A 26,304-nucleotide genomic window follows, 5' to 3' on the forward strand; every position below is an offset into this window, starting at 1 on the left:
GCGAATAGCGAGTGGTGAGCTGCGGGTGGGCGAACCCACCCGCTGCAAACTGACTGATCCACCCTTACTCGATGATGGCGGCGACGACGCCGGCGCCGACGGTGCGGCCGCCTTCGCGGATCGCGAAGCGCAGCTTCTCTTCCATCGCGATCGGCACGATCAGGTGCACTTCCATCGCGATGTTGTCGCCCGGCATCACCATCTCGGTGCCTTCGGGCAGGTGCACAACGCCGGTCACGTCGGTGGTGCGGAAGTAGAACTGCGGACGGTAGTTGGTGAAGAACGGGGTGTGACGACCGCCCTCTTCCTTGGTGAGGATGTAGGCCTCAGCCTTGAACTTGGTGTGCGGCTTGACCGAACCGGGCTTGCACAGCACCTGGCCACGCTCGACTTCCTCGCGCTTGGTGCCGCGGAGCAGCGCACCGATATTGTCGCCGGCCTGACCCTGATCGAGCAGCTTGCGGAACATTTCGACGCCGGTGACGATGGTCTTCTGGGTGTCGCGGATACCGACGATTTCGATTTCCTCGCCGACCTTGATCACGCCGCGCTCGACACGGCCAGTGACGACGGTGCCGCGGCCCGAGATCGAGAACACGTCTTCAACCGGCATCAGGAACGGCTGGTCGATCGGACGCTCCGGCTGCGGGATGTATTCGTCGACATTGCGCATCAGCTCGAGGATGGCATCGTGGCCAAGCGTCTTGTCCTTGTCTTCGAGGGCGGCGAGCGCCGAGCCCTTGATGATCGGGATCTTGTCGCCCGGGAATTCGTACTTCGAGAGCAGCTCACGGACCTCGAGCTCGACGAGCTCGAGCAGCTCCGGATCGTCGACCATGTCGCACTTGTTGAGGAACACGACGAGCGCGGGCACGCCGACCTGGCGGGCGAGCAGGATGTGCTCGCGGGTCTGCGGCATCGGGCCGTCAGCAGCCGATACGACCAGGATCGCGCCGTCCATCTGGGCGGCACCGGTGATCATGTTCTTGACGTAGTCGGCGTGGCCGGGACAGTCGACGTGGGCATAGTGACGGTTCTTCGTCTCGTACTCGACGTGAGCGGTCGAGATCGTGATGCCGCGCGCCTTCTCTTCCGGCGCCTTGTCGATCTGGTCGTAGGCGGTGAACGTCGCGCCGCCGGTCTCTGCAAGCACCTTGGTGATCGCTGCGGTCAGCGAGGTCTTGCCATGGTCGACGTGACCGATGGTGCCGATGTTGCAGTGGGGCTTGTTACGCTCGAATTTTGCTTTGGCCATTTGACTCTCCGTTCAGTCGTTAGTTGCTAACCAACGACAATCAAGCAAACTTTTTCTGGACTTCAGCTGACACGTTCGCCGGTGCTTCGGCGTAGTGATCGAACTGCATTGTGAAGGTCGCGCGACCCTGGCTCATCGAGCGCAGGTTGTTCACGTAACCGAACATGTTCATGAGCGGCACCATCGCATTGATGACGTTGGCGTTGCCGCGCATGTCTTGACCCTGGATCTGGCCGCGCCGGGAATTCAGGTCGCCGATGACCGAACCGGTGTAGTCTTCCGGGGTCACCACCTCGACCTTCATGATCGGCTCGAGCAGAACGGACTTGCCCTTCGTCAGCGCCTCGCGGAACGCAGCCCGCGATGCGATTTCGAACGCCAGCGCCGACGAGTCGACGTCGTGATACTTGCCGTCGACCAGCTGCACTTTGACGTCCACCACCGGGAAGCCGGCAACGACACCGGAGCCCATCACGCTGTTGAGGCCCTTCTCGACGCCGGGGATGTATTCCTTCGGCACCGCACCGCCGACGATCTTCGATTCGAACTCATAGCCCTTGCCGGGCTCGTTCGGCTCGACGACGATCGACACTTCGGCGAACTGACCGGTACCGCCGGTCTGCTTCTTGTGGGTGTACTTGACCTCAGCCTTCTTGGTCACGCGCTCGCGGAACGCCACCTGCGGCGCGCCGATGTTGGCATCGACCTTGTAGGTGCGCTTGAGAATGTCGACCTTGATGTCGAGATGCAGTTCGCCCATGCCCTTGAGAATGGTCTGGCCGGACTCCTGGTCGGTCGACACGCGGAACGACGGATCTTCCGCGGCGAGCTTGGCAAGCGCCACGCCGAGCTTTTCCTGGTCGGCCTTCGACTTCGGCTCGATCGCGATTTCGATCACCGGCTCCGGGAATTCCATCTTCTCGAGGATGACCGGCTTGTCGGGATCGCACAGCGTGTCACCGGTGCGCGCTTCCTTCAGGCCAGCCAGCGCGACGATGTCGCCGGCATAGGCTTCCTTGATGTCTTCGCGGTTGTTCGCATGCATCAGCAGCATGCGCCCGATACGCTCTTTCTTCTCGCGGGTCGAGTTCACCACGCCGGTGCCCGACTGCAGGATGCCGGAATAAATGCGGCAGAAGGTGATGGTGCCGACGAAGGGGTCGTCCATGATCTTGAACGCGAGCAGCGCCAGCGGCTCCTTGTCGTCCGCATGGCGCACGACTTCGTTGCCGTCATCGTCGGTGCCCTTGATCGCGGGCACGTCGACCGGCGACGGCAGGTAGTCGACGACGGCGTCGAGCAGCGGCTGCACGCCCTTGTTCTTGAACGCGGAGCCGCACAGCACCGGATAGAACGCGCCGGTCAGCACGGCCTTGCGGATCAGGCGCTTCAGGGTCGCCTCGTCCGGCTCCTTGCCGTCGAGGAAGGCAGCCAAAGCGTCGTCGTCGAGCTCGACGGCGGCTTCCACCATCTTCTCGCGATATTCCTTGGCCTGCTCGACCAGGTCTTCCGGGATGTCGACATAGTCGAACTTGGCGCCGAGCGATTCATCGTTCCAGACGATGCCCTTCATCTTCACGAGGTCGACGAGACCCTTGAAGTTGTTCTCGGCACCGATCGGAAGCTGGATCGCGATCGGCTTGGCGCCGAGGCGGTCGACGATGTCGGACAGGCACTTGAAGAAGTCGGCACCGGTCTTGTCCATCTTGTTGGCGAAGACGATGCGCGGAACCTTGTACTTGTCGCCCTGGCGCCAGACGGTCTCGGTCTGCGGCTCGACGCCCTGGTTGGAGTCGAGAACGCAAACGGCGCCGTCGAGCACGCGCAGCGAACGCTCGACTTCAATGGTGAAGTCGACGTGGCCGGGGGTGTCGATGATGTTCAGGCGCTTGCCGTTCCAGAACGCGGTGGTCGCAGCCGAAGTGATCGTGATGCCACGCTCCTGCTCCTGCTCCATCCAGTCCATCGTCGCGGCACCTTCGTGCACTTCGCCGATCTTGTGGCTCTTGCCGGTGTAATACAGGATGCGCTCGGTGGTCGTGGTCTTGCCGGCGTCGATATGCGCCATGATACCGAAGTTGCGGTAGTCCTCGATGGCATGTTGGCGGGGCATGAGACTGTTCCTTAAATTCCGTTGATCGCCTTACCAGCGATAGTGCGAGAAGGCGCGGTTGGCTTCCGCCATCCGGTGCACGTCTTCACGCTTCTTGACGGCGTTGCCGCGATTGTTCGAGGCGTCGAGCAGCTCCGCCGACAGACGCTCCGTCATGGTCTTCTCGTTGCGCTCACGGGCGGCCGAGATCAGCCAGCGGATGCCGAGCGCCTGACGGCGCACCGAGCGGACTTCCACCGGCACCTGGTAAGTCGCGCCGCCGACGCGGCGGGAACGGACCTCGATGGTCGGCATCACGTTCTCGAGCGCCTGCTCGAACACGCCGAGCGGGGGCTGCTTGGTCTTGGCCTCGATCATGCCGAGCGCACCGTAGACGATGTTTTCGGCGACCGACTTCTTCCCGGCGTACATCACCGAGTTCATGAACTTCGTAATGATGATGTTCCCGAACTTCGGATCCGGAAGAACTTCACGCTTCTCAGCAGAATGGCGACGCGACATTTGATCGTTTCCCGCTTACTTCGGACGCTTCGCGCCGTACTTCGAACGACGCTGCTTACGGTTCTTGACGCCCTGGGTATCCAGCACGCCACGGAGGATGTGGTAGCGCACGCCCGGCAAGTCCTTGACGCGGCCGCCGCGGATCATAACCACCGAGTGCTCCTGCAGGTTATGGCCTTCACCCGGGATGTAGCCGATCACCTCGAAGCCGTTGGTCAGGCGCACCTTGGCGACCTTACGAAGCGCCGAGTTCGGCTTCTTCGGGGTCGTGGTGTAGACGCGCGTGCACACGCCGCGCTTCTGCGGCGACTGCTGCAGCGCCGGCACTTTCTTGCGCGACTTCTGCACTTCACGTGGTTTTGCGATCAGCTGGTTGATCGTCGGCATGCAGCCTTCACCCTTTAGTTCGCGCGGAAACCTTGAATGGCTCCGCAAATTTCTTCTCAGGACTAGCCGTCCCGTACGGCCCGCTCGACGCGGAACAGACAACCGCGCAAAGCGAAATCGCGCCAACCACTCATCACTGAGCGGAAAGCGCATCGACGCCACAGAGGACCGCGATTCCGAACCGTTCAGCGTTCGCTGTCTGGTCCGCCACCGAGGTCATGCATCCGAATTCACTCTCAAGAGGACGTGCTCAAGAGAACCAAAATCGTCCTGGCATTGCCTAGCTATCATCGACAGCGTTTGAGCGGCATTCGTCGAGGTTGGTGCCCGTCCGGCGCTGAAAAAGGCCTTGGGGTGTTCCGTTCCGACGCTGGCGTAGCTCACCGCCTGTCGTTAAGTGAGCGCCTTGTATAATCGAGAGATAGTGAAGTCAAGCAAAACGACAAGCAAAGAAACGCCTCTGGCGCTTGCAGATTTCGCATTTCGGAGTGCTCGTCGGGCGACGAAATCTGACAGCCTTCGCGCCTCCCCTCGCCCGAATCCGAATCTCCGGCACGTCAGCGGAATCATATTATATCCGGGTAAAATATGATTAGAAACAATTCTCCCCAACTTGAATCTGAAGGCGAATTTCGAAACTAAGCCTTTATTTGCCATTCGCAGCGCAAAAATTGCGGTCTACGGCCACGGAAAACGTCATGCGGTACACCGACATCGCGATCATCGGCGGAGGTCTTGCGGGCTCGACCGCGGCCGCCATGCTCGGCCGTGCCGGGATACCGACCGTCCTGATCGATCCCCATCAGGTCTATCCGTTCGACTTCCGCGTCGAAAAGATCGGCGGCGACCTGCAGCTCGCGCGATTCGCCCGCACCGGGATTGCCGAATCCGTGCTGCGTTCGGCGACGCTCGACGGCGAGAACTGGATCGCGCGATTCGGTCATCTGCTCGACCGGCAGCCGAGCCGGCAATACGGCATCATGTACGACGCGCTGATCACTGCGATTCGGGCCGAGATCGCCGGGCCGGCGGAATTCATCCGCGACAAGGTCGTCGATGTCGCGACCAGCTCCGAGCGGCAGCGCTTGGTGCTTTCGGGCGGCGAGGAGATCTCGGCGCGCCTCGTGGTGCTCGCCAACGGCCTGAATGTCGGGCTGCGCCGGATGCTCGGCATCGAGCGGCTGGTGACCAGCTTCTGCCACTCGATCTCGATCGGCTTCGATTTCGTCCCCGTCGGCCGCCCCGCCTTCCCGTTCGCGGCCATGACCTACTTTTCGGAGCGGCCGAGCGACCGCATCCCTTACATCACGCTGTTTCCGATCGGAAACCGGATGCGCGCCAACCTGTTCACCTACCGCCAGGCCGACGATCCGTGGCTGCGGGCGATGCGGCGCGATCCGGTCGAGACGCTGAACGCCGCGCTACCGCGGCTGCGCCGGCTCACCGGTGAGTTCGACGTCGCCGGCGACATCAAGATCAGGCCCGCCGACGTCTATGTCAGTACCGGCTATCGGCAGGCCGGCGTCGTGCTGGTCGGCGACGCCTTCGCCAGCACCTGCCCCGTCACCGGCACCGGGACCGACAAGGTGTTCACCGACGTATCCCAGCTCTGCAACGTCCATATCCCGGCCTGGCTTGCGACCGACGGCATGGGCGAGGAGAAGATCACGGCGTTCTACGACGATCCGGTCAAGACGGAGTGCGACGCGTGGTCGAATGCCAAGGCATTCAACTTCCGCGAGGTGTCGATCGGCAGCGGGCCCTACTGGCAGGCCCAGCGCTGGGCACGCTTCCTCGGCTATCTCGGCCGGGGCACGCTGCGCCGGTTGCACGGCCCGCAGGCAGCGTCAGCGGCACGGTCCGCCAATCACTTCCGGCAGCGTCCGCACGCCGCAGACAGGGCGTAGAGGCGTGATCAGCAGGGGCGTTTTCGAGCGAAGTGGGTACCGGCTCGCGTAAAGAAAACGCGTCAAACAAGATTCTAGCGCCCGGCCATCGCCGGCGACGCGGCGCGGGACTCACGCCTCGTCTTCGTCCTCATCCTCGTCGTCTTCATCATCGTCCGCGTCGTCGTCATCCTCGTCGTCCGCATCGTGATGGACATGCCCCTGGTCGTCCCACAGCTTGCGGTAGACGCCATTCAGGGCCAGCAGTTGCTCGTGCGAGCCGCGTTCGATCGCCCTGCCGCCGGAGATCACGATGATCTCGTCCATCTCGACCACCGAGGCCAGTCGGTGCGTCGACCAGATCATGGTGCGACCCTTGGCGACCTTGAGCAGCGTGCGGTTGATCGCCGCCTCCGTGGTCTGGTCGAGCGCCGAGGTCGCCTCGTCGAGCAGCAGCACGGACGGGTTGCGGATGATCGCGCGCGCGATCGCGATGCGCTGGCGCTGGCCGCCGGACAAGGTGTCGCCGCGCTCGCCGACCGGCGTGTCGTAGCGCTGCGGCAGGCTCATGATGTAGCGATGGATCTCGGCCTTCTTCGCGGCGTCCTCGACCTCCGCGTCCGTGGCCCCTTCCTTGCCGAGCCGGATGTTCTCGCGGATCGACATGTTGAACAGCATGTTCTCCTGGAACACGACCGCCATGCTGGCCCGCAGCGACTCGCGCGTGACCCGGCGGATGTCGACGCCGTCAATGGCAACGCGGCCCTCGTCCGGCACGTAGAGCCGCAGGATCAGGTTGATCAGCGTGCTCTTGCCGGAGCCGCTGGGACCGACGATCGCAATGCTCTTGCCGGCATTGAGCTTGAGGCTGAGATTGTCGAGCACCGGCGTCTGCGCCCCCTCATACTGGAAGGTAACGCGGTCGAAGGAGATGTCGTTGGTGATGCGCGGCAGATCCGGCGCGCCGGGGCGGTCGGCGCCGCGGGTCGGCTCGTCGAGCAGCTCCTCGATGTGCCGCACTGCCGCCGCAGACTGGATCGACACCGGGATGAAATGCATGAGATGAGCGATGTTGTACGACACCTCCCAGAATGCGCTCTCGAAGGTCACGAAGGTGCCGACCGTGATCTGCCCCTTGGTGGCGAGATAGGCGCCGATCGCCAACACCACGAGGTGGAGCAGCAGCACCGAAATGGTGACGGTGCGCTCCACCATGGTCGACAGGAACATGGCTGACGCGGCCTTGGCGCGGACGTCGCGGTTGCGCAGCGTGAACCAGCCGAGCGCCCGGCGCTGCAGGTTGAACGCCTTCACCACCGCCTGGGCAGCAACGTTCTCCTGCACCATGCCGAGCAGCGCGGCTTCGTTCTGCTTCTGCTCGTAATTGGCCAGCACCGCCTTCGGCGTCAGGATGCGCGGCCCGATCAGCGTGATCGGAAACACCAGCAAGGCGACCACGGCAAGCTGCCAGTTCAGGAACAGCATCAGGATGATGCCGGCGATCAGCTCGAGGCCCGGCAGCGCCGCGCTGTTGGCGAAGGTCTTGACCGAGCCCTCGAAGGCCGACAGATCGATCGAGAAACGCGACAGGATCTCGCCGCGCTTGGTGCGGGCGAAATAGGCTGACGGCAGGTTCTGGACGTGGTCGAAGATGCGGGTCCGGACGTCGGCGATGATGCCCGCGCCAAGCCGTGCATCCCAGCGCTCGTACCAGACCGCGATGATCGAGGTGACGATGCCGGCGACCGCGAGCACGCCGAGGATCTTGTAAAGGGCCTGGAAATCCTCCTCGCCGAGCGCGTCGTCGATCAGGAATTTCAGGCTGAGCGGCATGATGACGTTGAACAACGTCTCGACCAGCACGCCGATCGCGACAAAGGCGAGCGGCTTCTTGTAGTTGGTCAGGATCGGCTTGACGAAGCTGAAGATCGTGGAGAGCGCGCCGGCGGCTTCCCTGGCGGTGAAGACGACGAGGTCCTCGTCATCATCGTCGTCGAGCTCGAACTCGTCGTCCTCGTCCTCATCATCGTCGTCATCGACCGGAGCGGCGGCGGGCTTGGCGGAGGCCGTTGCCGCAGGCGGACCGGCCGCGGCCGCAGACTTCTTCTTCAGCGCGGGATCGTCGGCCGCCGATCGATTCGGATCGTCTGATGCAGGAGGTCTTGGCGCCATGAAACCAACCGTTGCTCCACGGCCGGCATGACCGCAAATCGAAACCGCAGCGGCGAATGCTGCTGGTACAATCCTATGCGATCACAACGAATTCGGCAAAGCGTTTGGAACGGCGCGGCGCGCGGTCCCGTGGATTCGGGATCACGGCACGGCCGCCTTTGACGTTGGTTGACGGGGCCGCTCGCCTTGCGCAAGACCGCGAGCGGGTGCCGTCACTCGCTGCCGCTAGTCGTCGTGATCCGCCTCGACCTTGTCGAAGAAGGAATAGCGCAGGCTGTCGGAGTCGGCGTACCACTGCCCCGGCCCTTTGTTGGCGGCAAGCGTCAACGTCCACAGCGCATCGGTGCAGTCGCGGCGGTGCATCGACAGGTCGAAGCCGTTGCCGAAGAACAATTCCGACCATTCCCACCAGGTGCCGAGCTTCTTCACCCCGCGCAGCAGGTCGTAGCGATCGATCACCGCCGGCGCCATGTCCGAGGTCACCGACGCGAACACGACGCCGGTCTTGACCACGCGGTTGAGCTCGCGCACCCCGCGCACGACCTGCTTCTCGCCGAGATGGCACAGCGAGGTCTCGAACACGAAGTCGAACTCATTGTCCTTGAACGGCATGTCGGCGATCGAGCCGAGCTTGTTGTACTTCTTGAGCGCCTTCGGCGTCTTGCTGTGGATGTAGCGGTTGTTCTCGATGCCCCAGGCATCGATGCCGCGCTCGCGCAGCGCGCCGACCAGCTCGCCGCTGGCGGAGCCGGCGATCAGCAGCTTGTAGCCCTTCGCCCTGCCCCACACCGTCTTGATCAGGTCGGTCAGATAGGCCGGGTCGGTGAAGTTGCGCCAGACTTCGCTGTAGGGACCGGCGCCGCGATAATTCTCGAAATAGTTGCGGTCGATCTTGTCGGACAGCGCGCCTTCGTCCTGCGCACGGGCGCGGCGCAGCCGCATCATCTCGGTGACGATGATGTCGGTCGCGGCATCGGAGGAATCGAGCAGCCCGTTCAGCGTCGAATCGAACAGATAGTCGCCGACCACCACGATGCCGGGGTGCTGCTTCGGATCGGGACGGTGGTTGGTCATGACGTCGCGCACCGGCAGGCCGCCCGGCAGCGCGTTGACCGACGACAGCCAGCGATGGGTCTTGCCCTCGAGGAAATGCGCACGCGCATCGCCGAGCGAGGCCGGCAGCGACTTCAGCGCGGCGTCGATCAGTTCCTCATCGCTGAGATTGGCGAAGGCGAGCGCGTCGGAGCCGGCGATCAGCCAGTTCAGCACGCCGTGCTTGCCGACATCGTGGCGCGCGCCCTCATTGTAGACGCAGCAGCCGCCGAACGCTTCCGACATGAACCAGGCGCCCGGGATCTTCTCGCCCCAGAACGGCTCGTCGAACAGGATCGAGACGCGCAGATAGTGCGCCGGACGATCGAAATAGGCGACGTGCTTGACCATCGACTTGCGCAGCTGCTCGCCGTCCCAGCGCATGGTCGCGAGCCAGGAATGTGGCAGGCAGACCAGCACGAGGTCGAAGTCGCGCGTCTCCGGCCCCTTGCCGTTCATCATGTTGAGCTGGTAGCGGCCGCTTGCGGTCTTGCCGACCTTGAGGACGCGATGGTTGAGCTGGATGTCGGCGCTGACCTCCGAGCGCAGGCAATCGATCAGCTGCTCGTTGCCGTTCTGGATCGAATACAGGCCGATATAGCCGTCGACATCCATGACGTAGTTCTTCAGCGCGTTGAGGCCGTTGGTGTTGTGGCTCTCGGTCGCGAGGTCGGAGCGCGCCATCACCTTGAAGAACCGCTTGGCAGTCACGTCCTCGACCTCTTCGTCGAGGATCTGCTCGGCGGTCTTGTAGGCCCACGGATGTTCGTTGTCGTGAGCGCCGACGCCCTCGTAATACTCGATCGGCGACACCAGCTCGCTGCAGCGCTTGCGGAACGCCTCGATCGCGGCCGCGGTCTTCGCGCCGTATTTGCGGCGCATGCCGGGGACGTCGGCCAGCAGTTCGCCGTCGAGCTGCACCTGCTCGGCGTCCATCGGGATCGTCTGCAGCCCGAAATGCTGAATCAGCTCGCGCAGCGGGTCCGGGCCCGTCATCGAGTAATCGTAGATCTCGGCAACGCCGGCCTCATACATCGCAGGCGCGGTGTCGAATTTGCGCGTGGCGATCTTGCCGCCGAGGCGATCGGACGCCTCGAAGATGGTGATGCGGCAGAGGTCGCCGAGTTTGCGCTTCAAATACCAGGCGCTCATCAGCCCCCCGGGGCCGCCGCCTACAATCGCCAAGTCGAGCATATCGATTCCGTCGTCTCCGGCACGAGCCAAACAGCCGGTCTAAGTCACCCCAGCAAAGGCACTTTTTTGCCTGAAGGAAAGATGAACAAACTGCGTCCCTGCACCGCAGCAGGGAAAGAAAGCAGCAAAAAGGCCGGCTGAACGCCGGCCTTCTCGTCGCACCCGTAGTCTTGCGGATGCCTATTCCGCGGGCGGCAGCGCCAGCGGCTCCGCTTCCGGAGCCGTCGGCACGATCGCCGCCTGCTGCTTCTCGCGCTCGTCGAGGATCAGCTTGTCGCGCTTGACCGCGACTTCGCGGATCCGCGCCATCGAGGCGCCGGTGCCGGCCGGGATCAGGCGGCCGACGATGACGTTCTCCTTGAGGCCTTCGAGCGGGTCCACCTTGCCGTTGACGGCAGCTTCGGTGAGCACGCGCGTGGTCTCCTGGAACGACGCCGCCGAGAAGAAGGAGCGGGTCTGCAAACTCGCCTTGGTGATGCCGAGCAGAACCGGCGTCCCCGTGGCGGGCTTCTTGCCCTCCTCCTTGGCCTTGGTGTTGAGCGCGTCGAACTCGATCTTGTCGACCTGCTCGCCCGAGATCATGTCGGTGTCGCCCTGATCGGTGACTTCGACCTTCTGCAGCATCTGACGGACAATCACCTCGATGTGCTTGTCGTTGATGAGCACGCCCTGCAACCGGTAGACCTCCTGGATTTCGTTGACCAGATAGGCAGCGAGTTCCTCGATGCCCTTGATCGCCAGGATGTCGTGCGGCGCCGGGTTGCCTTCGACGATGAAATCGCCCTTTTCGACGATGTCGCCGTCCTGAAGGTGGATGTGCTTGCCCTTCGGGATCAGGTACTCGCGCGGCTCCTCGGTCTTGTCCATCGGCTCGATCGAGATGCGGCGCTTGTTCTTGTAGTCGCGGCCGAAGCGGATCGTTCCCGCGGTCTCCGCGATGATCGCCGCATCCTTCGGCTTGCGAGCCTCGAACAGTTCCGCCACCCGCGGCAGACCGCCGGTGATGTCACGCGTCTTGGCGCTCTCGGTCGAGATACGCGCAAGGATGTCGCCGGGCATCACCTTCGCACCGATGTCGACCGACAGAATGGCGTCGACCGACAGCATGTAGCGGGCATCGCCGCCACGCGCGAGCTTCATCACCTTGCCGTCCTTGCCCTTGACCACGATGGCCGGACGCAGGTCCGAACCGCCGCGCGTCGTGCGCCAGTCGATGACCACGCGCTTGGCGATACCGGTCGACTCGTCGAGCGTTTCCGAGATCGACTGGCCTTCGACCAGATCCTCGAAACCGATCGTGCCCTCGACTTCGGTGAGCACCGGGCGGGTATAGGGATCCCACTCCGCGATGCGCTGGCCGCGCTTGACCATGTCGCCTTCGTCGACGTGCATCTTCGAACCGTACTGAATACGGTGGGTTGCACGCTCGGTACCGTCGGCATCGACGATCGCAACAACCATGTTGCGCACCATCGCGACCAGGTTGCCTTCGCTGTTGCGGGCGATCGCCTTGTTCCTGATCACGATCTTGCCGTCGAAGTTCGATTCGACGAACGACTGCTCGTTGAGCTGGGCTGCGCCGCCGATGTGGAACGTGCGCATCGTCAGCTGCGTGCCGGGTTCGCCGATCGACTGCGCCGCGATGACGCCGACGGCCTCACCGTGGTTGACCGGCGTGCCGCGGGCCAGATCGCGGCCGTAGCACTTGGCGCAGATGCCGTTGATCAGCTCGCAGGTCAGCGCCGAGCGGATCTTCACTTCCTGGATGCCGGCCTGCTGGATCGCGTCGACATGGGTCTCCTCCATCAACGTGTCGCGCTTGACGACAATCTCGTTGGTGGCGGGATCGCGCACGTCATCGCAGGCCGTACGGCCCAGGATGCGCGAGCCGAGCGAGGCAACGACCGTGCCGGCATCGACGATGGCGCGCATCTTGATGCCGAGCTTGGTGCCGCAATCGGTCTGCGTGATGATGCAGTCCTGCGCGACGTCGACCAGACGGCGGGTCAGGTAGCCGGAGTTCGCGGTCTTCAACGCGGTGTCCGCAAGGCCCTTGCGGGCGCCGTGGGTCGAGTTGAAGTACTCGAGCACCGACAGACCTTCCTTGAAGTTGGAAATGATCGGCGTCTCGATGATCTCGCCCGACGGCTTGGCCATCAGGCCGCGCATGCCGGCGAGCTGGCGCATCTGGGCCGGCGAACCACGCGCACCGGAGTGCGCCATCATGTAGATCGAGTTGATGTCGGCATCCGCGCCCGCCGCCGTCTTCTTGGTGGACGAGATCTCCTTCATCATCGCCTTGGCGACTTCTTCACCGGCCTTCGACCAGGCGTCGACGACCTTGTTGTACTTCTCGCCATGGGTGATCAGGCCGTCATTGTACTGCTGCTCGAAATCCTTCGCCAGCGTACGGGTCTGGTCCACGATCTTCCACTTCGACGCCGGCACGACCATGTCGTCCTTGCCGAACGAAATGCCCGCCTTGAAGGCGTTGTAGAAGCCGAGCGCCATGATGCGATCGCAGAAGATCACCGTCTCCTTCTGACCGCAGTGACGGTAGACCTGGTCGATCACGCCCGAGATCTCGCGCTTGGTCATCAGCTTGTTGATGATGTCGTACGAGATCTTGGTGCTCTTCGGCAGCAGGTTGCCGAGCATGACACGGCCGGCGGTGGTTTCGATCCACCGCTTGGACATCTTGCCTTCCTCGTCGAGGCCTTCCCACCGGTACTTGATCTTGGTGTGGAGGTGGATGACCTTCGAATGCAGGGCGTGCTCGAGCTCGGCCATGTCGCCGAAGATCTTGCCCTCGCCGGGCAGGCCTTCGCGCATGATCGAGACGTAGTAGAGGCCGAGCACGATGTCCTGCGACGGCACGATGATCGGCTGGCCGTTCGCCGGATGCAGGATGTTGTTGGTCGACATCATCAGGACGCGCGCTTCCAGCTGCGCTTCCAGCGACAGCGGAACGTGCACGGCCATCTGGTCGCCGTCGAAGTCGGCGTTGAAGGCGGCGCAGACCAGCGGATGCAGCTGGATCGCCTTGCCCTCGATCAGCACCGGCTCGAACGCCTGGATGCCCAACCTGTGCAGCGTCGGCGCGCGGTTGAGCAGCACCGGATGCTCGCGGATCACCTCGTCGAGGATATCCCAGACCTCCGGACGCTCCTTCTCGACCAGCTTCTTGGCCTGCTTCACCGTGGTGGACAGACCCTTGGCGTCGAGCCGCGAGTAGATGAACGGCTTGAACAGCTCGAGCGCCATCTTCTTCGGCAGGCCGCACTGATGCAGGCGCAGCTCGGGACCGACCACGATCACCGAACGGCCCGAATAGTCGACGCGCTTGCCGAGCAGGTTCTGGCGGAACCGGCCCTGCTTGCCCTTCAGCATGTCGGCGAGCGACTTCAGCGGGCGCTTGTTGGCGCCGGTGATGACGCGGCCACGGCGGCCGTTGTCGAACAGCGCGTCGACGGCCTCCTGCAGCATGCGCTTTTCGTTGCGGATGATGATGTCGGGCGCACGCAGCTCCATCAGCCGCTTCAAGCGGTTGTTGCGGTTGATGACGCGGCGATACAGGTCGTTGAGGTCCGAGGTCGCGAACCGGCCGCCGTCGAGCGGCACCAGCGGGCGCAGGTCCGGCGGAATCACCGGCACGACCGTCATGATCATCCATTCCGGCTTGTTGCCGGAGACGCGGAAGGCCTCGACGATCTTCAGACGCTTGGCGAGCTTCTTGTGCTTGATGTCGGAGTCGGTCTCCGCCATGTCGGCACGCAGCGTCGCCTCGAGCTTCTCGAGCTCGAGCCCCTTCAGCAGCTCGCGGATCGCCTCCGCGCCGATCATGGCGGTGAAGCTGTCCTGGCCGTACTCGTCCTGCGCCTTCAGATACTCGTCTTCCGACAGCAGCTGACGGTCCTTCAGCGCGGTCAGACCCGGCTCGAGAACGACGTAGTATTCGAAGTACAGGATCCGCTCGAGATCCTTCAGCGTCATGTCGAGCAAGAGGCCGATGCGCGACGGCAGCGACTTCAGGAACCAAATGTGAGCGACCGGCGCCGCCAGCTCGATATGGCCCATGCGCTCGCGCCGGACGCGCGACAGCGTCACTTCGACCGAGCACTTCTCGCAGATGATGCCCTTGTACTTCATCCGCTTGTACTTGCCGCACAAGCACTCGTAGTCCTTGATCGGCCCGAAGATGCGCGCGCAGAACAGGCCGTCACGCTCCGGCTTGAAGGTGCGGTAGTTGATGGTCTCCGGCTTCTTGATCTCGCCGTAGGACCAGGACAGAATCTTCTCCGGAGACGCGATCGAAATCCGGATCTGGTCGAAGACCTGAGCCGGCGTCGTCGGATTGAAAAGATTCATAATCTCTTGATTCATGGTCTTCTCCTCGCGTGCCGATCGTCACCGGCAGCAAATTCGAAACTTTTATTCAACGCGCGCCCCACTCAACGTCCGAGCGGAGCGCGAAGGCCCGGCGCTTTCGCGCCGGGCGTAAATCATCGCGTTACTCGGCCGCTTCCGACGTCGGCGCCGGTCCCACCTTGGAATTGTGCAGGTCGACGTTGAGGCCGAGCGAGCGCATTTCCTTGACCAGCACGTTGAACGATTCCGGAATGCCGGCCTCGAAGGTATCGTCACCGCGCACGATCGCCTCGTACACCTTGGTACGGCCGGCGACGTCGTCCGACTTCACGGTCAGCATTTCCTGCAGCGTGTAGGCGGCGCCGTAGGCTTCCAGCGCCCAGACCTCCATTTCGCCGAAGCGCTGGCCGCCGAACTGCGCCTTGCCGCCCAGCGGCTGCTGGGTGACGAGCGAGTACGGACCGATCGAACGCGCGTGGATCTTGTCGTCCACGAGATGGTGCAGCTTGAGCATGTAGATGTAGCCCATCGTCACCTTGCGATCGAACGCATCGCCGGTGCGGCCGTCATAGACGGTCGACTGGCCGGAGGCGTCGAAGCCCGCGAGCTTCAGCATCTCCTCGATGTCGGCTTCCTTGGCGCCGTCGAACACCGGCGTTGCGATCGGCACGCCGTGGCTCAGATTGCGGCCGAGTTCGACCAACTCGTTGTCGTTCAGCGACTTGATGGTTTCATCCTCGCCATAGATCTTCTTCAGGGTCTCGCGCAGCGGCTTGAGATCCTGCTTCTGATAGTAGGCGTCGATGGTCTGGCCGATGCGCTTGCCGAGGCCGGCGCAGGCCCAACCGAGATGGGTCTCAAGGATCTGACCGACGTTCATGCGCGAAGGCACGCCGAGCGGGTTGAGCACGATGTCGGCATGCGTACCGTCCTCGAGGAACGGCATGTCCTCGATCGGCACGATCTTCGACACCACGCCCTTGTTGCCGTGACGGCCGGCCATCTTGTCGCCGGGCTGGATCTTGCGCTTCACCGCGACGAAGACCTTGACCATCTTCATCACGCCGGGCGGCAACTCGTCGCCACGCTGCAGCTTCTCGACCTTGTCGAGGAAGCGCTGCTCGAGGCCCTTCTTCGACTCGTCGTACTGCTTCCGCATGGCCTCGATCTCGGCCATCAGCTTGTCGTTCGGCGAGGCGAACAGCCACCACTGCGACTTCGGATACTCGTCGAGCACCGCACGGGTGATCTTGGTATCCTTCTTGAAGCCCTTCGGGCCGGCGATGCCCTGGCGGTTCTCCAGCAGCTCGGCGAGGCGGTTGTAGACGTTGCGGTCCAGAATCGCCTGCTCGTCGTCGCGGTCCTTGGCCAGACGCTCGATCTCTTCCCGTTCGATCGCCAGCGCACGCTCGTCCTTGTCGACGCCGTGGCGGTTGAACACGCGGACTTCCACGATGGTGCCCTGCACGCCCGGAGGCACGCGCAGCGAGGTATCGCGGACGTCGGAGGCCTTCTCGCCGAAGATGGCGCGGAGCAGCTTCTCTTCCGGCGTCATCGGGCTCTCGCCCTTCGGCGTGATCTTGCCGACCAGGATGTCGCCGGCGCGGACTTCCGCACCGATGTAGACGATACCGGCTTCGTCGAGGTTCTTCAGCGCTTCTTCCGAAACGTTCGGAATGTCGCGCGTGATTTCCTCAGGACCGAGCTTGGTGTCGCGGGCCATCACCTCGAATTCTTCGATATGAATCGAGGTAAACACGTCGTCCTTCACGATCCGCTCGGAGAGCAGGATCGAGTCTTCGAAGTTGTAGCCGTTCCACGGCATGAACGCGACCAGCACGTTGCGGCCGAGCGCGAGCTCGCCGAGATCGGTCGACGGACCGTCCGCGATGATGTCGCCCTTCTTGACGATGTCGCCGACCTTCACCAGCGGACGCTGGTTGATGCAGGTCGACTGGTTGGAGCGCTGGTACTTCATCAGCCGGTAGATATCGACGCCCGACTTGGTCGGATCGAGATCCTCGGTGGCGCGGATCACGACGCGGGTGGCGTCGATCTGGTCGATCACGCCCGAGCGGCGCGCGGCGATCGCCGCGCCCGAGTCACGGGCGACCACGCCTTCCATGCCGGTGCCGACGAACGGCGCCTCGGCGCGAACCAGCGGCACCGCCTGGCGCTGCATGTTCGAGCCCATCAGCGCGCGGTTGGCGTCGTCGTTCTCGAGGAACGGGATCAGCGCCGCGGCGACCGAAACCAGCTGCTTCGGCGACACGTCCATGTAGTCGACCTTGTCCGGCGTCACCGGCAGCACTTCGCCGGCATGACGGCAGACCACCAGGTCGTCGGTGAAGCGGCCCTTGGCATCGAGCGGCACGTTGGCCTGCGCAACGCGGTAGCGGCCCTCTTCCATCGCCGACAGATAGACCACCTCGTCGGTGACCCGGCCGTCCTTGATCTTGCGATAGGGCGTCTCGACGAAGCCGTACTTGTTGACGCGCGCGAACGTCGCCAGCGAGTTGATCAGACCGATGTTCGGACCTTCCGGCGTTTCGATCGGGCAGATACGGCCGTAATGCGTCGGATGCACGTCGCGGACTTCGAAGCCGGCACGCTCGCGGGTCAGACCGCCCGGGCCAAGCGCCGAGAGGCGCCGCTTGTGGGTGATCTCCGACAGCGGGTTGGTCTGGTCCATGAACTGCGACAGCTGCGAGGAACCGAAGAACTCGCGCACCGCGGCAGCCGCCGGCTTGGCGTTGATCAGGTCCTGCGGCATCACGGTGTCGATATCGACGCTCGACATGCGCTCCTTGATGGCGCGCTCCATGCGGAGCAGGCCGATCCGGTACTGGTTCTCCATGAGCTCGCCGACCGAGCGCACCCGGCGGTTGCCGAGGTGGTCGATGTCGTCGATCTCGCCCTTGCCGTCGCGCAGGTCGACCAGCGTCTTGATGACCGCCAGGATGTCTTCCTTGCGCAGCGTGCGATGGGTGTCGGGCGCGTCGAGCTCGAGGCGCATGTTCATCTTGACGCGGCCGACCGCGGAGAGGTCGTAGCGCTCGGCATCGAAGAACAGCGACTGGAACATCGCCTGCGCCGAATCCAGCGTCGGCGGCTCGCCCGGACGCATCACGCGGTAGATGTCGAACAGCGCGTCCTCACGCGTCAAGTTCTTGTCGGCCGACAGCGTGTTGCGGATATAGGCGCCGACATTGACGTGGTCGATGTCGAGCAGCGGCAGGTCCTTGTAGCCCTGCTCGTTCAGCACCTTGAGCGACTTCTCGGTGATCTCCTCGCCGGCTTCGGCGTAGATCTCACCGGTCTTCGGGTTGACGAGGTCCTCGGCGAGATAGTTGCCGACGAGCTCATCATCCGACATCCGCAGGGCCTTGAGGCCCTTTTCCTGCATCTGACGCGCGCTGCGCACGGTCAGCTTCTTGCCGGCCTCGAGCACCACCTTGCCGGTGTCGGCGTCGATCAGGTCGTTCACGGTCGAATAACCGCGGAAGCGGTTGGCATCGAACGGCACGCGCCATCCGTCCTTGGTCCGCTTGTAGGTGATCTTCTTGTAGAAGGTCGACAGGATCTGCTCGCCGTCGAGACCGAGCGCGTACATCAGCGAGGTCACGGGCAGCTTGCGCCGGCGGTCGATGCGCGCGAACACGATGTCCTTGGCGTCGAACTCGATGTCGAGCCAGGAACCGCGATACGGAATCACGCGCGCGGCAAACAACAGCTTGCCGGACGAATGGGTCTTGCCCTTGTCGTGGTCGAAGAACACGCCGGGCGAACGGTGCATCTGCGAGACGATGACGCGCTCGGTGCCGTTGACGACGAAGGTGCCGTTCATCGTCATGAGCGGGATATCGCCCATGTAGACGTCCTGCTCCTTGATGTCCTTCACCGACTTGGCGCCGGTTTCCTCGTCGATATCGAACACGATGAGGCGCAGCGTCACCTTGAGCGGCGCAGCGAAGGTCATGCCGCGCTGGCGGCACTCGTCGACGTCATACTTCGGCTGTTCGAACTCGTAGCGGACGAATTCGAGCATCGAGGTGCCGGAGAAATCCGAGATCGGAAATACCGAGCGGAATACCGCCTGCAGGCCCTCGTCGAGGCGACCGCCGGCCGGCTCGTCAACCATCAGGAACTGGTCGTAGGATGCCTTCTGAACCTCGATGAGGTTCGGCATCTCGGCGACTTCCTTGATGTGACCGAAAAACTTGCGTACGCGTTTGCGACCGGTGAATGTCTGCTGCGCCATCGTGGCCTCTCATTTTCGTCGCCTTTGTGGGGCGAACCTTCCGGGACGCGATTGCCATCGCCCCCGGGTTGAATTTCGAATCGTCCCGAAGGAACGAAGCGCAAAGTCAGGAATTAAATCCCCGGCCCGGCCCCATCACCTCCAAAACGCAAAACGACGCGCGAGGCGCATCACTGCACCCGCTCGTCCAAACGCTCCGCTTTACGGACTGAAAAAGCCCGAAATCTGACTGTCTCCCAACGGCTTCCGCCGGGTGCCCTGCCGCCCCCGCCGCCTACCGTGTTTTTCTGCTGCCAACCCGATATGGGATGGCAATAAAGGAGATTCGAGGGTTAAGTCCACGGATCCCCACACTTTCTTGTGTCCGGCGCACCACGCGACAACCTGTCGCACGCCGCTTGCATGGCCCGGGAGCGCCCTGCGGCGCTCCCGGATCGCGCATTACTTGAGCTCGACCTTGGCGCCAGCCTTCTCGAGCTGGGCCTTGATCTTGTCGGCTTCGTCCTTGTTGACGCCTTCCTTGACGGGCTTCGGAGCGCCTTCGACGAGGTCCTTGGCTTCCTTCAGGCCCAGGCCGGTGATGGCGCGGACTTCCTTGATGACTTCGATCTTCTTGTCGCCGGCGGCAGCCAGCACGACGGTGAAGTCGGTCTTCTCTTCAGCCGGAGCAGCGGCAGCACCGCCGGCAGCGGGGCCGGCAACCGCAACGGCGGCAGCGGCGGACACGCCCCACTTTTCTTCGAGGAGCTTGGCGAGTTCGGCGGCTTCGAGCACGGTGAGGCTCGAGAGGTCGTCGACGATTTTCTGCAAGTCAGCCATTGATCTGTTTCCTTAAACGTTTGGTTCGAACCAGGTTTGAGATTAGCGAAGGGTCAGGCCGCTTCGCTCTTTGAGGCATGAGCCTGAATGACGCGTGCGAGCTTGGCCGCAGGCGCGTTCGACAGCTGAGCGAGCTTGGTCGCCGGCGCCACGATGAGGCCAACGATCTTGCCGCGCAGTTCGTCGAGCGACGGCAGTGAGGCAAGCGCCTTCACGCTGTCGACATTCAGGACGGTTTTACCCATCGAGCCGCCGAGGATGACGAACTTCTCGTTCGCCTTGGCGAATTCGATGGCAACCTTTGGCGCCGCAACCGGATCGTTCGAAGTAGCGATCACGGTCGGTCCCTTCAGCAGGGAGCCGATGGCAGCGACGTCAGTGCCTTCAAGAGCAATTTTGGCGAGACGGTTCTTCGAGACCTTCACCGACGCACCCGCCTGCTTCATCTGCATGCGCAGCTTCTGCATCTGGGCCACGGTGAGGCCGGAATAATGAGCAACGATCGCAACCGACGTGGTCTTGAAGACCTCGTTGAGTTGTTCGACCGACTCTTTTTTTGCCGCTCGTTCCACAGCAAGCTCTTTCCGGTTGGCGGCCTTTCCGCGAAGGCAGGACCGCCGGGTTGCACCCATCGTCCCGCCCTAAACCTGATCCGTTGGGCGCAAGACCCTTCGGACATGCCGGGCAAGACGACATCTAGAAGCCTGCCCTCCCAGAGCCTTGCGGCCATGGGCTGTCGAGGTTCGAACCAAACCAGCCTCCCAGCCGCGAACAGGCCGCGACGTGGAGCACAAAATCCGGTCTTCACCCGTCTATGCAGGCCATGCGATTAAGCCGTTGAAAACACGAAGTTCTCGCGGGCGCCTGCAGTCTCGGACAGGATCGGGCTATCGGCCGGGGCCGAACGCCCTGCTCTCATTCCGTTGGAGGCGACGGGTTTCCTTCCTTTCGAGCATCCTTGCGGACATGCGGAAAGGAATGATCTCCTATCACCTCAGGTTTTCGGAATGCGAGCACAGACATGCCAGCAAGTGCCAGCACGCCCGGAAGCCGCTATGTAACCGGTCCCGCCCTGCTTGCCAAGAGCAAATTTCAGACCAGTTTCACATTGCGGCCGGGGAACCGGTTCCAAGGTCGGAACCGCCAGCCGCTGAGGCGCCCCTTACCTCAAACGGCAGCGGCTTGCCGGCGAAGAACGCGTCGAGATTGGCGAGCACGCAGTCCTGCATCGCCACGTGCGATTCCAGGGTGTGGCCGCCGATATGCGGCGACAGCACGACGTTCGGCAGCGCCGTCAGTTCGTCTGGCGCGTGCGGCTCTTTGGCGAACACGTCGAGGCCGGCGCCTGCGATTGCGCCATCGGTCAGTGCCGCGACCAGCGCCTTCTGGTCGATGACGGAGCCGCGCGAGATATTGACCACGATCCCGCTGCTGCCGAGCCGGCGCAGGATATCGGCATTGACGGCGTGAACCGTGTTCGCGCCGGCGCGCACCGCGATCATCAGCACACTGCACCAGTCGGTGAGCGCCTCGAGGCTCGGAAAGTGCTGATACGGCACGTCCTGCCGTGACCGGCTGAAATAACCGACCTCGGTCTCGAACGCCGCGACCCGCGCCGCGATCTTGCGGCCGATCTCGCCGAGACCATACACGCCGACCTTGCGGCCGCGCATGCCGGCCTGCGGCCGCATCATCGGCGACGGCTTGGCGGTGATCCAGTCACCGCTGCGGACGTAATTATCGGCGACCGGCAGGCGGCGCGTAGCCGCCAGCATCAGCGTCACCGCGATGTCGGCAACCGATGCGGCATTGGCGCCGGGGCTGTGGCCGACCGCAATGCCGCGCTTCGCGGCGGCGGCAAGATCGATCCCCTCATAGCCGGTGCCGTAGCAGATGATCGCGCCAAGCTTCGGCAACATGTCCATCGCCTCGCCGCCGAGTGTCGTCCCACCCGATGTGATCATGGCCCGGATCTCGCCGAGCTCGGCCGCCGGAAACATCTCGGTCGGCCGTTTGCCCGCGGCATTCAGCAGTTCGTAGCGCTCGCCGAAGCGCACCAGCTCGTTTCTGGGAAAGCGCGAATAGACCAGCACCTTATCGGGCATTGTTGTTGTTTCCTGCGAGCGGCTTCACCTGGAGCCTTTTCCGTTTCGATTGAATCGGAACGAGGCTTTGGATTCTCGTCTTGGCGGGTCTTCTTCACGCGAGCCGGTAGCCACTTCGCGCGAAAACGCTCCGGCAAAACAAAGGGCGGAACCGGTTGCCCGATCCCGCCCCTCTTTATTTCGTCACGACGAAAGACCTCAGCCGAGGATCGTGCCCGGCTCGACCTTCACGCCCGGGCCCATGGTGGAAGAAACCGCCACGCGCTGGATATAGGTGCCCTTGGAACCCGCCGGCTTCGCCTTGGAGACCGCATCCGCGAGCGCCTTGACGTTCTCGACCAGCTTGTCCTCGGAGAACGAGGCCTTGCCGATGCCGGCCTGCACAATGCCGGCCTTCTCGACGCGGAACTCGACCGAGCCGCCCTTGGCGCCCTTCACGGCGTTGGTGACGTCCATGGTCACGGTGCCGATCTTCGGGTTCGGCATCATGCCGCGCGGACCGAGCACCTTACCGAGGCGGCCGACCAGCGGCATCATGTCGGGAGTAGCGATACAACGATCGAAGTCGATCGCACCGCCCTGCACCTTCTCGACCAGGTCTTCGGCACCGACGACGTCGGCACCGGCGGCCTTGGCTTCCTCAGCCTTGGCGCCGCGCGCGAACACGCCGACGCGCAGCGTACGGCCGGTTCCGTTCGGCAGGTTGACGACGCCGCGGACCATCTGGTCGGCATGGCGCGGGTCGACGCCGAGATTGATCGCGATCTCGATCGTCTCGTCGAACTTCGACTTGGCGCGCTCCTTGACCATCTTGATGGCGTCCGCGAGCGGGTAGAGCTTCTCGCGATCGACACCCTCGCGGGCCTTCTTCAAACGCTTTCCGATTGCCATGGCCCGTTACCCCGCAACTTCCAGACCCATCGAACGGGCAGAGCCCTCGACCATCTTCATGGCCGATTCGATGGTGTCGCAATTCAAGTCCTTCATCTTCTTCTCGGCGATCTCGCGCACCTGCGCCTTGGTCACCTGGCCGGCCTTGTCGCGGCCCGGCGCCTTCGAGCCGGACTGGATCTTGGCAGCCTGCTTGAGGAAGAACGACATCGGGGGCGTCTTCATCTCGAAGGTGAAGGAACGATCGGCGTAGATCGTGATCACCACCGGGATTGGGGTATTCTTCTCTTCCTTCTGGGTCTGCGCGTTGAACGCCTTGCAGAACTCCATGATGTTGAGACCGCGCTGACCAAGCGCGGGGCCGATCGGGGGCGAAGGATTCGCCGCACCGGCCGGGACCTGAAGCTTCAGGTATCCGGTCACTTTCTTTGCCATTTATCGCTCCTGTTGTGCCGGACGGTGCCGGCGGTTTCAGGTTCCGTGGTTCGGTTGAAGGGGCTGGCGACCGCCTCCTCCCTCCCACGGCCTCTCACTTGACGGGGGGCATATACCCCACGCCGTCCGGTCAGACCACCTTTTCGACCTGACCGAATTCCAGTTCCACGGGGGTCGCGCGGCCGAAGATCGACACCGCGACCTTCACGCGCGAGCGCGCCTCGTCGATTTCTTCCACCACGCCGGAGAACGAGGCGAACGGGCCGTCGGCCACGCGCACGTTCTCGCCGATTTCGAACGATACCGACGCCTTGGGACGCTCCACGCCCTCTTGCACCTGGTGCAGGATCCGCATCGCCTCGGATTCCGAGATCGGCATCGGCTTGTTTTCAGCGCCCAGGAAGCCGGTCACCTTCGGGGTGTTCTTGATCAGATGGAACGCCTCGTCGGTCAGCTTCATCTTCACCAGCACATAGCCCGGGAAGAACTTGCGCTCGGCGTCGATCTTGCGGCCGCGGCGCACCTCGGTGACCTTCTCGGTCGGCACCAGCACCTGCTCGAACAGCTCTTCCAGCCCGCGCTGCTTGGCCTGCTCGCGGATCGATTCCGCGACCTTCTTCTCGAAGTTCGAATAGGCGTGAACGATGTACCAGCGCTTGTCCATCAATTGAGTTCCCATGCTCATCAGTGGATGCCCAGTACCAGGGTGATGAGGTAGCGGATGACCTGGTCCGCGGCGAAGAAGAAGATCGAGGCCAGCGCCACCATCACGAACACCATGATGGTCGTGATGGTCGTCTCGCGGCGCGTCGGCCAGGTGACCTTGGCGGTCTCCGAGCGCACTTCCTGCAGGAATTTGAACGGGCTGAAAGCCATCGTGAGATCCGCGTCCGTCTCCGGACGATTTGCAACGTTTCAAGGAATCCGAACAGCCGACCTTGCGGACCCAGCCCTCGTTTGGAAGGTTGAGCCGATAAACGAGCTCGAATGTTCGGGGAATTAGGCCGCGCCGGATATCCGCGATCAAAGCGGGCCGGCTGCGAGTGCCGGGTATCTACTGCGAGACCGGCCAAAGGTCAAGGTCGGCGGGGTCGCGCCCCACCCCGGCCGCGCCCGCGGCGGATCGGAACGGGGCCCCTCGAATCAAAGACTTAGGCTGATGGTACGAGGTCCGTTGCCCCGGCCGCCCACCGCGGCGACCGGGTGGATCACCCGGCAAAGCTCTTCTGGACCGCCTGATCCAGCGTGGCACCGCCGACATAGCGCTGGCGCAGTTCGCGCTTGAGCAACTTGCCGCTCGGGTTCTTCGGCAGGCTGTCAACGAAGATGACCCGCTTCGGCACCTTGACGCGGCGCAGTGCTTGATCACGGCCTCGGCATCGAGGCTCTCGCCCGCCTTGGCCACCACGATCGCGGTCACCGCCTCGATCCAGCGCGGATCGGGCAGCCCGACCACCGCGACCTCCGACACCGCGGGCAGCCGGTAGATCATCTCCTCGACCTCGCGGCTTGCGACATTCTCGCCGCCGCTCTTGATCATGTCCTTCACGCGATCGACGACCGTGATGTAGCCGTCGGCATCGACAGTCGCGAGATCGCCGGAATGAAACCAGCCGCCGGCAAACGCCGCCGCGGTCTTGACCGGATCGTTGTAGTAGCCGGACAAGAGATGCGGCGAGCGGTGCACGATCTCGCCGACCTCCCCGACCCCGACGTCGGTCATGTCCGGCTTCACCACCCGCGTCTCGACATTGATCGCGGGCTTGCCGGCAGAGCCTGCCTTCGGCAGCTGGAGCTCCGGCGCCAGCACGGTCGCGAGCGGTGCGATCTCGGTCTGGCCGTAGAAATTCCAGAACTTCACGTGGGGCAACCGCCGCTGCAGCTCGAGCAACACGTCGACCGGCATGATCGAGGCGCCGTAATAGCCCTTGCGCAGGGTCGAGAGATCAGTACGATCGAACGCGCCCGAGCGCAGCATCGCGATCCAGATCGTCGGCGGCGCGAAGAACGAATTGATCTTGTGGGCTGCGATCAGCGCCAGGACGTTGTCGGGCACCGGCTTGCCGGTAATGAGACTGGTGGCGCCGAGATAGATCGCGGGCCCCAGGAAGACGTCGAGCTGCGCGCAGTGATAGAGCGGCAGCGCGTGCAGCACGGTGTCGTCGGTCGCCATGCCGCCGTCGATGATGCAGCTGACATACTGCCACATCACGGCTTCATGGGTGAGGATCGCGCCTTTCGGCAGCGACTCCGTGCCGCTGGTGTAAATGATCTGGGCGGGATCGCGGCTGTCGACCGAGGCATCCGGCGCCGAGGCGTCGCTGTGCAGCAGGCTGTCGAACGTCGTGATGCCGTCGGGCGCGGTGGCCGGATCCTCGCCGGGCAGCCAGATCAGGGTTTCGACTGCCGAGCTATTGGCGGCCGCAGCGTGCGCCGTCTCCACGAAATCGGGCCCGACCGCGAGCAGCTTCGCACCGGAGTTGGCGAGGATGAAATTGATCTCGTCGAGATTGAGCATGAAGTTGATCGGCACCAGGATCGCGCCGATCCGCGCCACCGCGAAGCGCAGCGCGGCAAAGCCATGCGAGTTGCGCGACAGCACTGCAACACGATCGCCCTTCGCAATGCCCAGCGCAAGCAAGCCGCGTCCGAGCCGATTGCAGATCGCGTCCATCTCCGCGAAGGTCCAGCTCACCTCGCCGCAGATCAGCGCGGCCTTGTTGGGGTAACGCTTGGCGGACCGGCGCAGCAGATCGCCGATGCTGTGCTCGCGGGCGCGCTGGATGGTTGCTGCGATGTCTCCGCTCATAAAGTCCCTCCCGAAT

At 63.5% G+C, this 26,304-nt stretch carries 16 protein-coding genes and 1 pseudogene; 1 reads left to right on the top strand and 16 read right to left on the bottom strand.

The genetic code is table 11. The annotated features are described in order from the left end of the window. Positions 1–64 precede the first annotated feature (64 nt). From tuf to rpsL, 4 genes are read right to left on the bottom strand one after another with little or no spacing between them, the layout of a single operon-like run. Entirely contained in the window at positions 65–1,255 is a 1,191-nt protein-coding gene (gene tuf / locus HU230_RS17095; protein ID WP_176530645.1) for an elongation factor Tu, read from the bottom strand. A 40-nt stretch (positions 1,256–1,295) separates the two neighbouring features. Continuing rightward, positions 1,296–3,368: an elongation factor G gene (fusA, locus tag HU230_RS17100; RefSeq protein ID WP_176530644.1), complete on the bottom strand. Its 2,073-nt coding sequence runs from the start codon at positions 3,366–3,368 to the stop codon at positions 1,296–1,298. A gap of 30 nt (positions 3,369–3,398) precedes the next feature. Continuing rightward, positions 3,399–3,869 (bottom strand): 30S ribosomal protein S7, encoded by a 471-nt coding sequence (gene rpsG / locus HU230_RS17105; protein ID WP_021081660.1) that lies wholly within the window; start codon positions 3,867–3,869, stop codon positions 3,399–3,401. Positions 3,870–3,884: 15 nt separating this feature from the next. Further along, positions 3,885–4,256, bottom strand: a complete 372-nt coding sequence (gene rpsL, locus HU230_RS17110) for a 30S ribosomal protein S12 (RefSeq protein ID WP_028168167.1) — start codon at positions 4,254–4,256, stop codon at positions 3,885–3,887. A 698-nt stretch (positions 4,257–4,954) separates the two neighbouring features. On the opposite strand from rpsL, the gene HU230_RS17115 reads away from it, so the two are divergent. Then, entirely contained in the window at positions 4,955–6,163 is a 1,209-nt protein-coding gene (locus tag HU230_RS17115; RefSeq protein ID WP_176530643.1) for an FAD-dependent oxidoreductase, read from the top strand. Between the two features lie 111 nt (positions 6,164–6,274). Here the strand turns inward: HU230_RS17115 and HU230_RS17120 are convergent, their stop codons facing one another. The 12 genes and pseudogenes from HU230_RS17120 to HU230_RS17175 all read right to left on the bottom strand — a co-directional run bounded on the left by HU230_RS17120 (position 6,275) and on the right by HU230_RS17175 (position 26,288). Continuing rightward, positions 6,275–8,314: an ABC transporter ATP-binding protein gene (locus HU230_RS17120; RefSeq protein ID WP_176530642.1), complete on the bottom strand. Its 2,040-nt coding sequence runs from the start codon at positions 8,312–8,314 to the stop codon at positions 6,275–6,277. A 225-nt stretch (positions 8,315–8,539) separates the two neighbouring features. Further along, the gene (locus HU230_RS17125) at positions 8,540–10,600 is read right to left on the bottom strand and encodes an FAD-dependent oxidoreductase (protein ID WP_176530641.1); all 2,061 of its coding nucleotides are present in this window, start codon (positions 10,598–10,600) and stop codon (positions 8,540–8,542) included. A 180-nt stretch (positions 10,601–10,780) separates the two neighbouring features. Next, complete coding sequence (gene rpoC, locus HU230_RS17130) at positions 10,781–14,983, bottom strand: DNA-directed RNA polymerase subunit beta' (protein ID WP_176530640.1); 4,203 nt, start codon at positions 14,981–14,983, stop codon at positions 10,781–10,783. A 127-nt stretch (positions 14,984–15,110) separates the two neighbouring features. Then, the gene (rpoB, locus tag HU230_RS17135; RefSeq protein ID WP_176530639.1) at positions 15,111–19,229 is read right to left on the bottom strand and encodes a DNA-directed RNA polymerase subunit beta; all 4,119 of its coding nucleotides are present in this window, start codon (positions 19,227–19,229) and stop codon (positions 15,111–15,113) included. 441 nt (positions 19,230–19,670) lie between these two features. After that, entirely contained in the window at positions 19,671–20,048 is a 378-nt protein-coding gene (gene rplL / locus HU230_RS17140) for a 50S ribosomal protein L7/L12 (RefSeq protein ID WP_050420389.1), read from the bottom strand. Positions 20,049–20,101: 53 nt separating this feature from the next. Then, positions 20,102–20,620 carry a 50S ribosomal protein L10 gene (gene rplJ, locus HU230_RS17145; protein WP_176530638.1) on the bottom strand — a complete coding sequence of 173 codons (519 nt, stop codon included), beginning with the start codon at positions 20,618–20,620 and terminating at the stop codon, positions 20,102–20,104. Between the two features lie 531 nt (positions 20,621–21,151). Further along, on the bottom strand, positions 21,152–22,153 hold the full coding sequence (locus HU230_RS17150) for a 2-hydroxyacid dehydrogenase (RefSeq protein WP_176530637.1): 1,002 nt from the start codon (positions 22,151–22,153) through the stop codon (positions 21,152–21,154). Between the two features lie 198 nt (positions 22,154–22,351). Further along, entirely contained in the window at positions 22,352–23,044 is a 693-nt protein-coding gene (gene rplA / locus HU230_RS17155; RefSeq protein WP_029081784.1) for a 50S ribosomal protein L1, read from the bottom strand. A 6-nt stretch (positions 23,045–23,050) separates the two neighbouring features. Then, on the bottom strand, positions 23,051–23,479 hold the full coding sequence (gene rplK / locus HU230_RS17160; protein WP_066499365.1) for a 50S ribosomal protein L11: 429 nt from the start codon (positions 23,477–23,479) through the stop codon (positions 23,051–23,053). 130 nt (positions 23,480–23,609) lie between these two features. Next, entirely contained in the window at positions 23,610–24,143 is a 534-nt protein-coding gene (gene nusG / locus HU230_RS17165; protein ID WP_044538613.1) for a transcription termination/antitermination protein NusG, read from the bottom strand. 20 nt (positions 24,144–24,163) lie between these two features. After that, a complete protein-coding gene (gene secE / locus HU230_RS17170; protein ID WP_092115004.1) occupies positions 24,164–24,355 on the bottom strand; it encodes a preprotein translocase subunit SecE in 192 nt (63 codons plus the stop codon). A gap of 332 nt (positions 24,356–24,687) precedes the next feature. Then, positions 24,688–26,288 (bottom strand): annotated as a pseudogene (locus HU230_RS17175) (acyl-CoA synthetase). Positions 26,289–26,304: the final 16 nt, after the last annotated feature.

Origin of the sequence: Bradyrhizobium quebecense (assembly GCF_013373795.3) — a bacterium.
Lineage (GTDB): Bacteria > Pseudomonadota > Alphaproteobacteria > Rhizobiales > Xanthobacteraceae > Bradyrhizobium > Bradyrhizobium quebecense.

Coding starts and splice junctions, on each gene's coding strand:
- secE (WP_092115004.1), bottom strand. CDS start 24,355: ATGGCTTTCAGCCCGTTCAAATTCCTGCAGGAAGTGCGCTCGGAGACC.
- tuf (WP_176530645.1), bottom strand. CDS start 1,255: ATGGCCAAAGCAAAATTCGAGCGTAACAAGCCCCACTGCAACATCGGC.
- HU230_RS17150 (WP_176530637.1), bottom strand. CDS start 22,153: ATGCCCGATAAGGTGCTGGTCTATTCGCGCTTTCCCAGAAACGAGCTG.
- rplA (WP_029081784.1), bottom strand. CDS start 23,044: ATGGCAATCGGAAAGCGTTTGAAGAAGGCCCGCGAGGGTGTCGATCGC.
- rplL (WP_050420389.1), bottom strand. CDS start 20,048: ATGGCTGACTTGCAGAAAATCGTCGACGACCTCTCGAGCCTCACCGTG.
- rpoB (WP_176530639.1), bottom strand. CDS start 19,229: ATGGCGCAGCAGACATTCACCGGTCGCAAACGCGTACGCAAGTTTTTC.
- rpsL (WP_028168167.1), bottom strand. CDS start 4,256: ATGCCGACGATCAACCAGCTGATCGCAAAACCACGTGAAGTGCAGAAG.
- rpoC (WP_176530640.1), bottom strand. CDS start 14,983: ATGAATCAAGAGATTATGAATCTTTTCAATCCGACGACGCCGGCTCAG.
- rplK (WP_066499365.1), bottom strand. CDS start 23,479: ATGGCAAAGAAAGTGACCGGATACCTGAAGCTTCAGGTCCCGGCCGGT.
- HU230_RS17120 (WP_176530642.1), bottom strand. CDS start 8,314: ATGGCGCCAAGACCTCCTGCATCAGACGATCCGAATCGATCGGCGGCC.
- HU230_RS17125 (WP_176530641.1), bottom strand. CDS start 10,600: ATGCTCGACTTGGCGATTGTAGGCGGCGGCCCCGGGGGGCTGATGAGC.
- fusA (WP_176530644.1), bottom strand. CDS start 3,368: ATGCCCCGCCAACATGCCATCGAGGACTACCGCAACTTCGGTATCATG.
- HU230_RS17115 (WP_176530643.1), top strand. CDS start 4,955: ATGCGGTACACCGACATCGCGATCATCGGCGGAGGTCTTGCGGGCTCG.
- rpsG (WP_021081660.1), bottom strand. CDS start 3,869: ATGTCGCGTCGCCATTCTGCTGAGAAGCGTGAAGTTCTTCCGGATCCG.
- nusG (WP_044538613.1), bottom strand. CDS start 24,143: ATGGACAAGCGCTGGTACATCGTTCACGCCTATTCGAACTTCGAGAAG.